A 14,014-nucleotide genomic window follows, 5' to 3' on the forward strand; every position below is an offset into this window, starting at 1 on the left:
GTGAATATTGGGTAGCGGAAGGCTGTCTTATCGCTTTTGTGGCAATATATTATGTGGGCGGACACGGAACTGTTTGGGATTTGCCCGATAATAAGCAGATTCAGGATATAATAACTACGATTTATGAAAATGGTGTTGTTGTGGGAGCTGTTTGTCATGGACCATCTGGCTTGGTAAATGTAAAGCTAAGTAATGGTAAGTATATTGTGAACGGTAAGAAAGTAAATTCCTTCAATAATGAGGAAGAGATCGATATGAAATTGGAAGATATTGTGCCCTTTCTTATTGAATCTAAACTGATTGAGCGTGGTGCGATATGGGAAGGGACAGGGATCTGGCAATCCCATGTAACTGTAGATCAGCGATTGATAACAGGTCAGAATCCTTTTTCGGCCAAAGGTGTAGGGGAGGCTATCTTAAATGAATTACAAAATATATAATTAATAAAAATGACCAAAGAAACGAAAGCGACCGCCATTGGCTTCTGCGCCATTTTATTATGGAGTTCGATTGTTGGACTCATCAAGGAGGTTAGTTATTCTTTTGGTGCAACAGCAGGTGCAGCGTTGATTTATACGCTGGCTTCTGCTGTTCAGTTATTGACGATCAAATGGGTACCTTTAACTAAATTCCCAAGAAAATACCTATTTATAGGTGCTTTGCTAATGGTTTCTTATGAACTTTGTTTAGCCTTATCAATAGGGTATTCTACAAATGCGAGGCAGGCTGTTGAAGTTGGAATGGTAAATTACCTTTGGCCGACATTCACCATGATTGCTACGGTTATTTTTACCGCGAAGAAGGCAAATTGGCTAATTTTTCCAGGAGTTGTGATTTCGATGTTGGGCATAGTATGGGTACTTGGAGGTGAAGAAGGATTTAATATTTCCGAAATGCTTAGCAATATTCAGACAAACCCTTTGAGTTACGGGCTCGCATTTTTGGGTGCTATTTTATGGGCTGTATATTGTGTAGTTACTGTACGTATTGCTAAAGGGGTAAATGGAATGACTTTTTTCTTTATGTTGGTTGCCTTGGTGTTATGGATTAAATATTTTGCGCTGGGGAATGTTGTCGACATGCAATTTAATATGTCATCCGTGTTGTTTCTACTATTGGCTGCCTGCGCAATGGGACTTAGTTATGCCGCATGGAATATCGGTATCTTGCAAGGTAATGTAACAATATTGGCTGGAGCGTCTTATTTCATTCCAGTAATGTCTTCAGCACTTTCCTCTTTTGTGTTAGCTATCCCGTTAGGGCTTTCGTTTTGGCAAGGGGCTTTGATGGTTTGTATGGGGTCTATCCTCTGTTGGCTTGCAACGAGAAGTCGTCTAGCTACACCTGAATAAAATAGGGTGTTTATACCAAAACAATCGTGCGCCGTTGCTCCAGCAACGGCGCACGATTGTTTTTACACTTAAGCATAGAGGCTTAGGTAATTGAGTTGTTTTTTTGGATGCAAGGTGTAAAGCTAAGGAGTAACTTGGAAATTATTTGACGTTCTTGTTTAACAATTGACATCTTTCTAACTAAATGTATACGTTAACTTCATATCGAATTTACATATATTTAAAACTAAGGTTGCAACTTTGGCATCGGCAGATGATTCAAATCAAATAAATATGTCTTGGCGTGACTTTATTGGTGGTAATGAAAAGGCTTTTGAACAAATATATCGCGAACATATAGATGACTTGTTTGCCTATGGCGTAAAGTTTCACGCGGACCGAGAGCTAGTACTGGATTGTATCCATGACCTTTTTATCCGTCTTTTTAACAATACCAAAATTGCTAAGGACGTACAGGTAAAGTATTATTTGTTTTCTTCCCTAAGGCGCCAATTATTGAAAACCAAGTATAATCACCAAACGGTTGAAATTTCTCAATTGCCTGAGGATCTTCTTTGGACGGCAAGTCATGAACTCCAATGGATAGAAAGGGAAGAACAGGATCTTAATTTCACCTTATTGAAAGAGAAAATAGATCTTTTGCCTAAAAGACAAAAAGAAGTACTGTTCTTAAAATACTACATGGATTTTGATTATGAACAAATTTCTGACCTTATGCAAGTTAGTGTGGAGTCTTGTCGAACACTGTCTTATAGGGCTTTAAAACAACTTAAGTCGGAGCTTGCTCCAGCGGAATTCCTCATTCTCATAAATTTTTATTTTTTTCTCGTAAAAGCGTCTATGTTTTAGAGTTTGTTGCTCTATATAATAAATAAAGCTTCTATCGTGGATAAAAAAGCAAGGTTTAAAAAGGCGTTCGATGTTCAAGAGGACGAAACATTGTCGGCAGCAGAAAAGGATATCCTGTTTGAACGCATCTTATCTGATGTACAAAGGAGAAGAAGATTTCGGTACTTGACTTTGCTGTCTGCAGCTGCTGCCATTCTCATTGTTATGCTCGGTTTCTTGTTTTACCCTATCTTCTCATCCGAGAGATTGGATTTGATTGCTATTGCTAAAAAGAATGAGTTAATCTTTCAGGGACAAGATAGTATACAGCTTGCGGAGGTAAACCTTAAAAATAATGAGATAGCGGTCAAACAGATTCTACAGACGGAGGACATCCAACATAGTGCAGTCATGACAGCGAATAACGGATTGACCGATCATAGGGAATATATCACGCTGTTTATTCCGGAAGGTAAGCGGCAGGAATTCGCTTTGCCGGATGGTTCGACAGTCTGGCTGAATGCAGGATCATACCTTACGTTTGCTAGCGATATGAACGGAAAAGCACGGGAAGTGTATCTCAATGGAGAAGGCTACTTCGATGTAAAACACACCGGAGCTTCATTTACGGTTAAAACCAAGTATGCCAATGTGAACGTGCTGGGCACGACTTTTAATTTGGCAGCTTATGAAGAGGAGGAGGCAAGTACAATAGACTTGCTTAGTGGTACCGTCGAATTTAATAGCCCCCAAAATCTATTTACTTCTGTTCGGATGTATCCTGGACAACGGGTAAGTTTTAACAGGGAAAAGGCGCAACTTATTGTGGATAAAAATTCTCAAGGTACAGATATTCTTTGGACTAAAAAACAACTTGCATTCGACCAAGTCAATTTTGCTGAACTAATGCGCAAGCTGGAACGAATATATAACGTGAAAATTATTGCTGATAAAACTCTTTATGGAACTGATGTACGATACTCTGGTCGGTTGAACATTGATGTGGATATGATCAGCTCGCTGAAAAGTATTTATGAGTTAACAGATTATAAATTTATACAGAAAAACAAGGAGGTATATATCATTAAAAGATAGACAAAAGATGGAAGTAAAGGGGAGCTGGCACTCCCCCTTACAGACTTTAAATTAAATAGTTCATTCAACTTAAATTCGTTCAAAATTATGAAAAAAAAGCTAGCTCGGCAAAAACGAGCTAAACAATGGCCTGTGCCGTTACAAATCAACTATGTCATGAAAATCACATCTGTTATCCTTACCGGATTGTTTATTTCGGTCGCCGCCGTGGCCTATCCGCAACGGGTTAGTATTGAATTAAAGAATAAATCATTAAAACAGTTTTTTCAAGAATTGCAAAAACAGGTCGATGTAGCTTTGCTCTATTCTGAGAATCAGGTGTTCAATAAAAGAATTAGTGTTGTGGCACGTCATAAAGAATTAGGGGTATTGCTAGACGAGGTTTTACCAAAATACCAATTAGATTACCGTTTGTCTGAGGGACAGCTTACCATTGTACCTTCAAAAGAAAAATTGCCCGAGTTGACTGCTGCGATCAGTAAACAGGAGAAAGTGAGTATAAGAGGGAGAGTTTTTAGCTCAAGCGAGCCTCCAGTACCTCTTCAAGGTGTGAGTATATCTGTTAAGGGAGGTAATGTTTTGGCTATGTCGGATGAAGCAGGGTATTACCAAGTGTCGGTAACAAAAGGAAGCAGACTAGTATTTTCTATTGTTGGCTTTCAGCCTAAAGAAATGTTGGTAAATAAGGATGATAACAACTTAACCTTATCGTTGCAGGAAAATATTTCTGATTTAGATGAGGTTGTGGTAGTCGGGATGACCGAGATGCAGAAAAAACATATAGCGAGTTCGGTGGCGAGTTTGGATGTTGAAGCGAATATTGCGCAGAAGCCTATTACTAATCTTTCGCAGGCATTGCAAGGCGGGGTGACTGGACTGTCTGTACAGCAAGGTTCTGGTCTTCCTGGAGGGGATGCTGCGAGTATCAAAATACGAGGTATTTCAACCTTAAATAATGCAGATCCTTTGGTATTAGTGGATGGTGTTCCTATGGACATGAACCATATTGACCCTGTAACTATTGAGAGTGTAACCATATTGAAAGATGCAGCGGCGGCAGCTATATATGGTGCGCGCGCAGCAAATGGTGTTATTGTTGTCACCACCAAACGAGGAAAAGCCGGGCAAATCAATGTTCTTTATGATGGATATTATGGTGTTCAGACACCAACAGTACTTCCTGAATTTGTAGACGCGCCTACTTACATGCGTATGTATAACTATGCGCAGGTGGCTTCTGGAGGTGAAATTTTATACACAGACGAACAGATATCTAAAACAGAATCAGGTGAAGATCCTATAAATTATCCAAATACGAACTGGACGAAGGAGTTGATACGTGAGTACTCACCGCTTACTTCACATTCGATGTCGATCAGTGGCGGTAATGATGTGGCACGTTTTGCCATCACAGGGAATTACATGAATCAACAAGGTATGATTCCGCTTAATAATATGAGCCGTTACAACATCAGGGCGAATACTTCTGTTTCATTATCAAAGAAATTTGTGGTGAATCTTGATGTATTAGGAGTAAGACGAAACACTTTATATCCCAATAGACCTATAACCAATGGTGGTAGTCGTTTGTTGGATGATTTGTATAGACTCCCGCCTACAGTGCTTCCAAAATATCCTACAGAGGAGGGCTGGCCGACAATATATGGACGTTACGCTGATATTGTCAATCCGATTGCTTATGCCGAAGTGGGAGGAACCATCGGTTACCAATATGATCAGGCTACCATTAATTTGCAACCGAAATGGTCTATAACTGATCATTTGAATTTTCGTGGGCAATTTAGCTACCGGTTAAATAGTGATGTATATAAGCAAAATCGGGATAACTTTTATTTTTTCGATTATTATACCAAGCAATTGGTGCAAACATGGACAGTCCAACGTAATGCTTATTCGGAGTTGAGGGACACCTATTTGTACATTAGTGGTGCTTTGGACTACAGTAGGGATTTTGGAAAGCATAATGTATATGCAATGGCGGGGGTATCTATGGAGAAATTTAATAACGGCTACTGGGATATTTCGGCGTTAGCTTCTGCTTATGCTAAAGTGAATTATGCGTATGGCGATCGCTATCTTGCAGAAGTTTCATTCCGTGGCGACGGTTCTTCGAAATTTGGACCAGGGAATAAGTTCGGCTATTTTCCTTCGATTGCTGTAGGCTGGAACATTCATAATGAAGATTTTTTCAACTTCAATGCCATTAGTAATTTGAAAATCCGTGGATCTTATGGATTGTTGGGAAATGAAAATATAGGGCTCTATCGATATCAGAATTTAATTAACACAAGTAATGGTACTGAAAGTGTGTGGGGAAATCCGGATATCAGCTGGGAGAAGGTGCATATTACTGATTTGGGGATGGATATGTCGGTGTTTGATGGAAAACTTGGAATTACGTTTGATTATTACGATAAACGTACAAAGGATGTCATTTTAAATCCGGCAGTAGCACCTTCTGGTTCTATTGGTTCTGCGCCAATGAACGCAGGTGAAGTCAGCAATAGGGGATACGAGTTATCACTGAATTATAACGATAAGGTCGGGGAAAATTTCAGTTTCTCGATCAGGCCAGGCTTTACATACAATAAGAATAAAATCACCGATCTTCTGGGAGGGCCATACATCAACGGTATCGAAATCAACGAGGCTGGGAGCGCAATAAAGAGTTTTTACGGTTATGTTTCGAACGGTATACTGCAATTTTCGGATTTCGAAAGTGATAAGACAACGGCTAAGGTACCTATCGTTGCTGGACAGGGGCCTGGGGATATTAAGTATGTCGATCTCAATGAGGATGGCGTGATCAACGAAGATGATCAACAGGTTATTGGTGATCCCACGCCACGGGTGAACTATTTTGCAAACTTCAGTTTGTCTTATAAAAATTTTGATCTGGAATTTCTACTTCAAGGAGCTGGAAATCATGATTATTCTGGAAACCTCGGAGGTAAATCCGCAGGGTATTTATGGCATCCAATTAATCTAAGTGCTTCTGGTGGTATTCCGACGACTTATCGAGCTGCGAATACTTGGAATGAAAATCATCAGGATGCTATCTATCCTAGAATTTTGGCAAACCCAGCTACAAATGTGCTGCGTAGCGACTTCTGGTTGTTTAACGCTCGTTACTTACGTGTGAAATTTATTCAGATGGGCTATCGCTTAAATCCTGCTTTTTTAAATCGCTATGGCATAAAGAACACGCGAATATACCTAAATGCCCAAAACCCACTGTTGTTTACGGATGTGAAACTGGCCGATCCCGAGTCTCAGGGGGGCTCGTATACTTATGCGATTATGAAGACTTTTACATTTGGTTTAACTGCTAATTTTTAGTTATGTATACTTTCAAAAATATCTATAAGTTACAGATGTTTGCTTTTTTGCTTTTTTGCACTCTGGCAACTTCTTGCGATAAATTTCTAACGATTGATAGCCCTACTGGAGTAACGGATGAACTTTGGTGGAAAACCGAAACGGATGCTTATAATGCACTTGCATCAGTATATGTTGGGATTCCAGGAGGTTCTTCAGGTCGAAATATAATGTATTATGCAGGACTTTCAGATGAGGCAGTGCACCGTGGTGATTTTAAAGGAGACTACGATAGCTTTACACGTGGTTTGGCAACAAGCCGTTGGGGGGTATCGGCATCCATTTGGCAAGATGATTACATCTGTATCCGTCGGGCTAACCGATTTTTAGAAAACGTGGATCGCGTTTTTATGGACGCTGCGCTACGCGATCGCATGAAACTGGAAGCTCGTGCTCTAAGGGCTTATTATCACTTGGAGCTATTGATGTTGTTTGGTGATATTCCACTACTTGAAAAATCATTGACACCTGAAGAAAATATCCAAAAACGCACAGCTGCGGATGATGTTTACAATTACATTGTGACGGAGTTGATGGAATGTGCTAATCTTCTGCCAGCAACTTATGTAAATGCTGATCGTTGGCGGATGTCCAGCGGTGTATGTTGGTCGCTTTTGTCCCGAATGGGACTTTTTAAGAAAGACTACGAGTTGGTTAAACAGGCATCTAAGAAAGTGATAGATTCCAAAGTTTATAAGTTATGGGTAAATAGTACGAATGTATCGGCTAGCTATGGCGAGCTTTTTAGTTATACTGGCGAGCTGAACGATGAGCGTATTTTCTATAAGGAGAACGGCTGCGCCAATGCGTGGACTACCTTTGCACCTTTTGGTATAGGTGGAGAAACTTATTTATCACCAACCAATACGGTCGTGAACAACTATGAAACGAAACAAGGAAAAACAATACAAGAGCTTGGTCGGGATTCATTGTTGATTTATCAGCGCAATCCAAACCATAATAATAACCGTGATCCACGCCTTTCAGCATCGCTTTTTGTTCCGAACGAGAACTTTCAAGGACAATACAAGCTCGATCCTTTCTATAATCCTAGTGACCGTATCGGCGAAACTAAATCTACTGCGACAGGTTTCTGGATTAAGAAATATGTTGATTCGCGTGATCGACAGTCCAAAAGTGGCAATCTTGATTTTATGATTATACGCTATGCTGAAATTTTATTGAATTATGCTGAGGCACTTATTGAAGTAGGAGAATGGAATAGTACAGAGTCTATCAATGCTATTAACGAAGTGCGAGCACGTGCTGGAATGCCCCATGTCAATACCGGGACATATAATAGCCAGCAAAAGATGCGAGAATTGATCCGTAGAGAACGACAAGCAGAAATGGCCTTTGAAGGCGGCCGCTATTTTGATATCCGCCGTTGGCAGATAGATGCTGCTGTGATGAATGGTGATGTGTATGGAGCTACCAATCCAACAACAGGTGAATTGGTGCGTGTGCAGACGAGAAAGTATGATTCTGCCCGGGAAGGTCTTTGGCCTATTCCCGAAGTCGAACTTATTGCAAATCCTAATATGATCCAAAATCCAAATTATTAAATCGATGAAACGATCTTAAAACATTAAACCTGAGTTACATATGTGCTGGAGAAACAGTGAGCACATGGTAATGAATGGATTAGACTGTTTCGAGACCATTGAAAAATATATTTATACAGATGAAAAAAATTAGTTGGTTGATAATGATGATTTCTTTGCTGTTTGTGCAGCAGTCGTGTCGTAAATCTTATGACCCTGGAAATTGGGACGTTTTGCCTGAACGTGAAACAGAAGAGCCTGAAGTGCCCGAAGACACACCAAGCAAAAGTTTTAAGGTGATGTCCGTGAATATGCGTGTGAGCACGGCAGCGGATTTTGAGCCTATGCTAGAAGCGATCAAAGAATATGATCCTGATTTGCTGTTTCTTAGGCAGGTAGATAGTGCAACTACCCGAGCAGAGAAAGTAAATCGTCCGCAAGCGATAGCAGATGCTTTAAAAATGGAATTGTTCTTTAAAAAGAATTTTGATTACCAAACAGGTGGATTTGGAAACGCAGTGCTTTCGAAGTTTCCGATTGTGGAAAAGAGCGCACAATTGTTACGCCGTGAAGAAGGCAATAATGCTGAGCTTCGCAGCTTGGTGATGATTAAAGTAGAAGTTGCCCCCAATCAAGGGCTTTATTTTGCCGGGACTGAACTTGATCCGTCGAACGTTAATAATCGGAATTTGCAGGTTGTCGATCTTTTAAATGCTACAGAACGTTTGTCTGATCCTATTATTTTAGTAGGAAATTTTAATGAACAGGAAAAGGATAATGGACAGGTGCTGACCTACCTAAAAGGTTCGTATACTTTTGCTTGTTTAGGGAATGGCTGCCCACTGAACTCGCCAAAAGCAAATCCTACAGGAATATATGACTATATCACTTTTCAGGACGGCGCCAGTAGCATCAGTATTTCAAAATACGAAGCCTTCCCGAAATCAAGTAATACCTTTTTGCCAATGACGGCCGAGTTTAAATTGAAACTTAAAGAATAATAAAATAATGAAAAATATATCATTAGCTATCCTGTTGCTACTTACGATTACGTGCTGCAGCAGTACTGAAGAAAATGAATTGCTACAAGAAAAGTCGAAAATAGTTATGTTGACTTATAATGTCCATCATGGGGCCCCAGCAAATTCTGAGGTAGTTAATCTAGAGCATATTGCTGCTGTTATTAAGCAAAGTAATGCAGAGTTGGTTGCTTTACAGGAAATTGATGTGAATGTACCTCGATCGGGGAACATCAATCAGGCAGAACAATTGGCGGAGTTGTTAGGGATGGAATACCACTTTTCAAAATCAATTGATTACCAAGGGGGAGAATATGGGGTTGCAATATTAAGCAAGTATCCGCTGATAAACAAAAGAAGAGTGGAGCTTCCAATGCCCATTCCCGGTGAGAAAAGAAGTGTTGCATTGGCTACTGTCAGGCTTCCGGATGGAAAAACAATTGAGTTTGGCTCTACTCATCTGGATCTTAATGTACCAAATCGTACGGCACAAGCTGAGTTTTTAAATGGATTGAGTCTCACCGAGGCGGCTCCGCTTTTTATAGGAGGGGATTACAATGCTGAGCGTAACACAACAGAAATGATTTTGTTGCAACAGGAGTATAGCTTGTCTTGCGTGAATGGTTGTCCTAATTCATATCCGGTAAGAAATCCAACTAAAAGTATAGATTTGATTGTAGCAAACAAACTTGCGGTAAAGAAATACAATGTACTTTCAGCGGTGGCAATGACTGGGCAATATGCATCTGATCATCTTCCTGTGGTTGTAATTTATCAAAGCACAGATTAGAACTTTTTAATAAATGATAGAAAGGCTTTCCTGTATTTAGTCGATTCAGGAAAGCCTTTTTTACTATAAAATGTAATAAATCGTTTTCAATTTGTTGTTCACACACGATAGTAATAGGAAACTAAAGTGGTGTTTGAGACTAGGATAGGGTGGCTAAACTTTTTGCCTCAAACGTATTTAGTTCGTCAAACTTGCTTTGACGAATCTTATAAACCCAATTCGGATCTTGTAGTACGGCTCTTCCAACAGCAACTATATCGAAATCTCCGCGATCAAAACGTCTCACTAACTCATCCAAATGCGCAGGAGCGGAGGTAGATTCTTGATTAGTGAACACGTCAGAAAAATCCTTGCTAAGTCCTACAGAGCCCACTGTTATGGTCGGTTGTCCGGATATTTTTTTCAACCAACCTGCAAAATTCAAGTCACTGCCTTCAAATTCAGGTTCCCAATACCGACGCTGGCTTCCGTGGAAAATATCCACTCCGGCATCAACCAAAGGTAAAATCCAATCTTCGAGTTCTTTTGGAGTTTGTGCGAGTTTAACTGTGTAGTCCTGTTGTTTCCATTGCGATAAACGTAGGATGATCACGAATTCTTCTCCGACAGCAGCGCGCATGGCTTTCACCACTTCGATCGCAAATCTTGAACGTTCTTTTATAGTTTTTCCTCCAAATTCATCTGTTCGGTTGTTAGTGCCATCCCAAAAGAATTGATCTATCAGGTAGCCGTGAGCGCCATGTATTTCCAATGCATCAAAACCTAAAGCTTTTGCTGCTTTTGCTGCATCTGCAAAAGCTTTTATTGTCGCTTCGATATCTTCAACAGTCATTGTTTCCGGACTTTCAAAAGGAGCTGGTGGTGTCCATTGATAGGGTGTGTTGCCAACATGCCAAATTTGTGGCGCAATTTTACCGTTTTTGTTGTGAACAGCTTCCACTACATTTTTCCAACCGGCCAAGGCTTCTTCCCCATAAAAATCAGGAATGCTTTCTATATTTTTTGATGAGGGTCTATTCACCACCGTGCCTTCTGTAAGGATCAAACCCACTTCTCCTGTTGCACGTCTTTCATAATAACCTTTTATATCTGGTCCGGGAATACCATCTGTAGCAAAGGCTCGTGTCATAGGAGCCATAGCAAACCGATTTTTAAGCGTTAAGTTTTTGTATTTGAATGGAGTAAATAAAGATTGTGTGCTCATGTATATTGTTTTATTTGTTATTAGTATACAAATGTAACCATAATAGTTACTTATTGTAACTATTTATAATATAAAGTAGTTACCTTTGTGTAACTTTTAGCGAAAAAGATAAGATGAATAGATCCGAATTAAGAGAGTGTTCATGCTCGATGACCAGATCGATGGGGATTTTAGGAACGAGGTGGAAACCTATTATTATATACATGCTAGGTGAACGCACACTTCGATTTGGCCAATTAGCCGTTATGATCGAAGGAATATCTCGTAAGGTGCTTACTAGTTCTTTGAAGGAATTGGAAGAGGACGGTGTATTGCAACGAGAAGAGTTTAGAGAGATACCACCAAGGGTTGAATATTCGTTGACAAAAAAGGGAAAGGCACTTATTCCAATTATGTGCCAACTTGCGCAATGGAGCGATGAATACCGTGAAGAGTCGGTGGAACTGATGGAACGCTAATCGAAGTGCGTTCAAAAGTAAAAACGATAATTAATAGCCAATCTTGCTACGTATTTACCTAGCCCACTTTCTGTAGCAACAGTGGTACTACCCTTCGAGCAGACAGTGGTGTGTTGAGGGGGGGGGATGTAGATGGAATTTCTTTAACTAATCTATATTATCGTTATCGGCATGATGTTTATTAGCTAGTTACAACTTCTTACCGATAAATTTTTTAATGACTAGTCGATTTGGAGAACAGGTTAATAATGACAACGCCTACAATAATGAACGTTATTCCAATAATCGCCGGAATATCAAGTTTTTGATCATAAACTAAATATCCCACCAAGGATATTAAAACAATACCGACGGCAGACCAAATAGCATAAGCAATACCGATTGGAATTCCCCTTAAAGCGAATGTTAATAGATAAAAAGAGGAAGCCATAGCGACTACAAAAATGGCTGTAGGGACGATTTTGGTAAACTGTTCCGTCTTTTTTAAAAATGACGTAGCTAGGGTTTCACAGATAATAGCAGCGGCAAGAAAAAGGTAATTTTTCATCAGAATCTTATTTGTACAAAAATACTCGTTTTTTTCTATCAAAAGCCAGTTAGTCAATGTAAGTTGTAATCATTCAAATTATTAAATATACAAAAGCCAACCTTTAAATGTCGGCTTTTGTGTTGTAGGTACAAATATTCTTTATTCCCTTACGGAGAGGTAAGTTTCCACTTCAGCCTCGGCTCCGTTATCATACTTTTGTCCATGAATAGTAAAATCAGCCTTGTAGGCTCGCTTTGAGTCTAATTCCCTATCCGCCCATATTGCGAACCAGGTATTTCCAATAGCTTCGGGCATTTTTCCCCTAGAGACAATCTTATGATAAACAGTTGTTTCAATGGTAAGCCCAACCATTCCTTCTGGAACATCATCGAGCGAATTGACTGGCAAACCAATAATTGTAGTGTATTCTCCTGTAAAATCCGTTTCATATTCCGTGTAAACAGCATAAATATCACCACTAGTTTTATTGGGTATCTTGTCTTGAATTTTTTGCTCCCAGAAATGTTGCCATAACGCTTCAATATCTATTGCAGATTGCCCATTTGCGTTTATTGTTCTTGTTGAAATTCCAACTATATGAAATTCTTGAAGAGCTTGCTTAATCATTTTGTTATAAAATTGGCTGTGATTTGTTAAACAAATTCTCGATTCCTGGCAAAACAAAATTGTCCCAACCTTTCGCAGCATGTTCCAATCTTTTAGGATCCCCATTGAAATTTTCTATAGTTGTAGTTAGTATTGTTTTTTCATCTTTCTCATCTAAATTATAGGAAATATGAAGGTAGTTTTCAGGCTTGATTTCGATTCCAAAGTTGGGGTCAATCGAAGAATACTTTAGACGCTTATTCGTTTCTATTTCCAAAATCTCTCCACGCTCTCCACTTTCATAACCTTGAAAATTACCTTTCCAAGTAATTTCGCTACCTACTTGCCAATCGGAATGTGCCTCACAATTGAACATGTATTTTTTTGTTTCAGAGGGCGTTATTAAAGCGTTCCAGACCTCCGACGTTTGTGCATTTAAACTTAATTTCCTGATTATGATATTTTCATTCATATTATCTGTATTTAAATTGTCAAACTTCTGTTGTTTTAGGCAATTACGTACCAAAAGTCAAGTTCCATGGTTTCCTTATCAGCAAGAGCCAATAGCTTCGTGCAAAAAGGATCATTAAAATAACCCATACAAATTTGCTTGGTCTGTGCCAGAGTCTTACCGATAGTTACTTCTGAAAATAAGTTAGGCCCCAATTGCCCAATAAAATGACCTCTGCTGTTGTCAAACCTATTTAGATATTCGTTTTCAATATCTTCGGAAATCTGCTTCAATTTTGAAATATCATCAGTATTATGAAGGGAGAATGTTCCCTTTTCAATACACGAGAAATCAGTTGGAATTAAAAAATTTTCTTTTTTGATGTTGTGGTATTCTACTTTTACAGAAGACATTTCTATCAACTGGAAAAATTCCTTTACGGAGGGCAGGTTTCCGAAATTAGATTCTAAATCCTTCAAAATTTGTATTGATTCGCTAAAAAGAACATTTGCATATTCATTATCGTAATTGCGAACCAAGCTATGGAAAATTAATCCTTGCTGAGAAGCAATAGCCTTTTCAAATGCTAATGCAGCAGCTAAAAGAGCATCATCAGTAACATCGGCTTTTTTTCTAAAGCGAGTGAACTCCATTGCCTTCGCAACCTTACTACTTATCCTAATCATATTTATTCTATTAAATTATTATGGATACAAAATTAGAATGGTGCTGTGACAGC

The 14,014-nt window shown here is 39.2% G+C and carries 14 protein-coding genes; 9 read left to right on the plus strand and 5 right to left on the minus strand.

The genetic code is table 11. The annotated features are described in order from the left end of the window. Nucleotides 1-38 precede the first annotated feature (38 nt). From ACSZOX_RS04820 to ACSZOX_RS04855, 8 genes are all read left to right on the plus strand, one after another. Nucleotides 39-440, plus strand: coding sequence for a type 1 glutamine amidotransferase domain-containing protein (locus ACSZOX_RS04820; protein WP_437918678.1), 402 nt, complete (start codon nt 39-41; stop codon nt 438-440). Between the two features lie 9 nt (nt 441-449). Then, nucleotides 450-1,352 (plus strand): aromatic amino acid DMT transporter YddG, encoded by a 903-nt coding sequence (gene yddG, locus ACSZOX_RS04825; protein WP_437918679.1) that lies wholly within the window; start codon nt 450-452, stop codon nt 1,350-1,352. Between the two features lie 273 nt (nt 1,353-1,625). Next, nucleotides 1,626-2,201: an RNA polymerase sigma factor gene (locus ACSZOX_RS04830; protein WP_437918680.1), complete on the plus strand. Its 576-nt coding sequence runs from the start codon at nt 1,626-1,628 to the stop codon at nt 2,199-2,201. Between the two features lie 36 nt (nt 2,202-2,237). Continuing rightward, entirely contained in the window at nt 2,238-3,275 is a 1,038-nt protein-coding gene (locus tag ACSZOX_RS04835; protein ID WP_437918681.1) for a FecR family protein, read from the plus strand. 87 nt (nt 3,276-3,362) lie between these two features. Then, nucleotides 3,363-6,635 carry a SusC/RagA family TonB-linked outer membrane protein gene (locus ACSZOX_RS04840; protein ID WP_437918682.1) on the plus strand — a complete coding sequence of 1,091 codons (3,273 nt, stop codon included), beginning with the start codon at nt 3,363-3,365 and terminating at the stop codon, nt 6,633-6,635. Between the two features lie 2 nt (nt 6,636-6,637). Next, a complete protein-coding gene (locus ACSZOX_RS04845) occupies nt 6,638-8,239 on the plus strand; it encodes a RagB/SusD family nutrient uptake outer membrane protein (protein WP_437918683.1) in 1,602 nt (533 codons plus the stop codon). Between the two features lie 119 nt (nt 8,240-8,358). Then, on the plus strand, nt 8,359-9,219 hold the full coding sequence (locus tag ACSZOX_RS04850; RefSeq protein WP_437918684.1) for an endonuclease/exonuclease/phosphatase family protein: 861 nt from the start codon (nt 8,359-8,361) through the stop codon (nt 9,217-9,219). Nucleotides 9,220-9,226: 7 nt separating this feature from the next. Then, on the plus strand, nt 9,227-10,027 hold the full coding sequence (locus ACSZOX_RS04855) for an endonuclease/exonuclease/phosphatase family protein (protein ID WP_437918685.1): 801 nt from the start codon (nt 9,227-9,229) through the stop codon (nt 10,025-10,027). Nucleotides 10,028-10,166: 139 nt separating this feature from the next. On the opposite strand, the gene ACSZOX_RS04860 is transcribed toward ACSZOX_RS04855, so the two are convergent. Further along, on the minus strand, nt 10,167-11,231 hold the full coding sequence (locus tag ACSZOX_RS04860; protein ID WP_437918686.1) for an NADH:flavin oxidoreductase: 1,065 nt from the start codon (nt 11,229-11,231) through the stop codon (nt 10,167-10,169). 113 nt (nt 11,232-11,344) lie between these two features. Here ACSZOX_RS04860 and ACSZOX_RS04865 point away from each other — a divergent pair, with 113 nt between their 5' ends. Then, complete coding sequence (locus tag ACSZOX_RS04865) at nt 11,345-11,689, plus strand: winged helix-turn-helix transcriptional regulator (protein ID WP_437918687.1); 345 nt, start codon at nt 11,345-11,347, stop codon at nt 11,687-11,689. Between the two features lie 214 nt (nt 11,690-11,903). Here the strand turns inward: ACSZOX_RS04865 and ACSZOX_RS04870 are convergent, their stop codons facing one another. The 4 genes from ACSZOX_RS04870 to ACSZOX_RS04885 all read right to left on the minus strand — a co-directional run bounded on the left by ACSZOX_RS04870 (nt 11,904) and on the right by ACSZOX_RS04885 (nt 13,961). Further along, nucleotides 11,904-12,236, minus strand: coding sequence for a DMT family transporter (locus ACSZOX_RS04870; protein WP_437918688.1), 333 nt, complete (start codon nt 12,234-12,236; stop codon nt 11,904-11,906). 141 nt (nt 12,237-12,377) lie between these two features. Beyond that, nucleotides 12,378-12,845 carry a GyrI-like domain-containing protein gene (locus ACSZOX_RS04875; protein ID WP_437918689.1) on the minus strand — a complete coding sequence of 156 codons (468 nt, stop codon included), beginning with the start codon at nt 12,843-12,845 and terminating at the stop codon, nt 12,378-12,380. Between the two features lie 4 nt (nt 12,846-12,849). After that, a complete protein-coding gene (locus tag ACSZOX_RS04880; protein ID WP_437918690.1) occupies nt 12,850-13,296 on the minus strand; it encodes an SRPBCC family protein in 447 nt (148 codons plus the stop codon). A gap of 35 nt (nt 13,297-13,331) precedes the next feature. Further along, a complete protein-coding gene (locus ACSZOX_RS04885; protein ID WP_437918691.1) occupies nt 13,332-13,961 on the minus strand; it encodes a hypothetical protein in 630 nt (209 codons plus the stop codon). Nucleotides 13,962-14,014 lie beyond the last annotated feature (53 nt).

The sequence above is a fragment of the Sphingobacterium sp. LRF_L2 genome, assembly GCF_965644235.1.
Classification (GTDB): domain Bacteria; phylum Bacteroidota; class Bacteroidia; order Sphingobacteriales; family Sphingobacteriaceae; genus Sphingobacterium.

Coding starts and splice junctions, on each gene's coding strand:
- ACSZOX_RS04850 (WP_437918684.1), top strand. CDS start 8,359: ATGAAAAAAATTAGTTGGTTGATAATGATGATTTCTTTGCTGTTTGTG.
- ACSZOX_RS04845 (WP_437918683.1), top strand. CDS start 6,638: ATGTATACTTTCAAAAATATCTATAAGTTACAGATGTTTGCTTTTTTG.
- ACSZOX_RS04875 (WP_437918689.1), bottom strand. CDS start 12,845: ATGATTAAGCAAGCTCTTCAAGAATTTCATATAGTTGGAATTTCAACA.
- yddG (WP_437918679.1), top strand. CDS start 450: ATGACCAAAGAAACGAAAGCGACCGCCATTGGCTTCTGCGCCATTTTA.
- ACSZOX_RS04830 (WP_437918680.1), top strand. CDS start 1,626: ATGTCTTGGCGTGACTTTATTGGTGGTAATGAAAAGGCTTTTGAACAA.
- ACSZOX_RS04860 (WP_437918686.1), bottom strand. CDS start 11,231: ATGAGCACACAATCTTTATTTACTCCATTCAAATACAAAAACTTAACG.
- ACSZOX_RS04880 (WP_437918690.1), bottom strand. CDS start 13,296: ATGAATGAAAATATCATAATCAGGAAATTAAGTTTAAATGCACAAACG.
- ACSZOX_RS04840 (WP_437918682.1), top strand. CDS start 3,363: ATGAAAAAAAAGCTAGCTCGGCAAAAACGAGCTAAACAATGGCCTGTG.
- ACSZOX_RS04885 (WP_437918691.1), bottom strand. CDS start 13,961: ATGATTAGGATAAGTAGTAAGGTTGCGAAGGCAATGGAGTTCACTCGC.
- ACSZOX_RS04855 (WP_437918685.1), top strand. CDS start 9,227: ATGAAAAATATATCATTAGCTATCCTGTTGCTACTTACGATTACGTGC.
- ACSZOX_RS04870 (WP_437918688.1), bottom strand. CDS start 12,236: ATGAAAAATTACCTTTTTCTTGCCGCTGCTATTATCTGTGAAACCCTA.
- ACSZOX_RS04865 (WP_437918687.1), top strand. CDS start 11,345: ATGAATAGATCCGAATTAAGAGAGTGTTCATGCTCGATGACCAGATCG.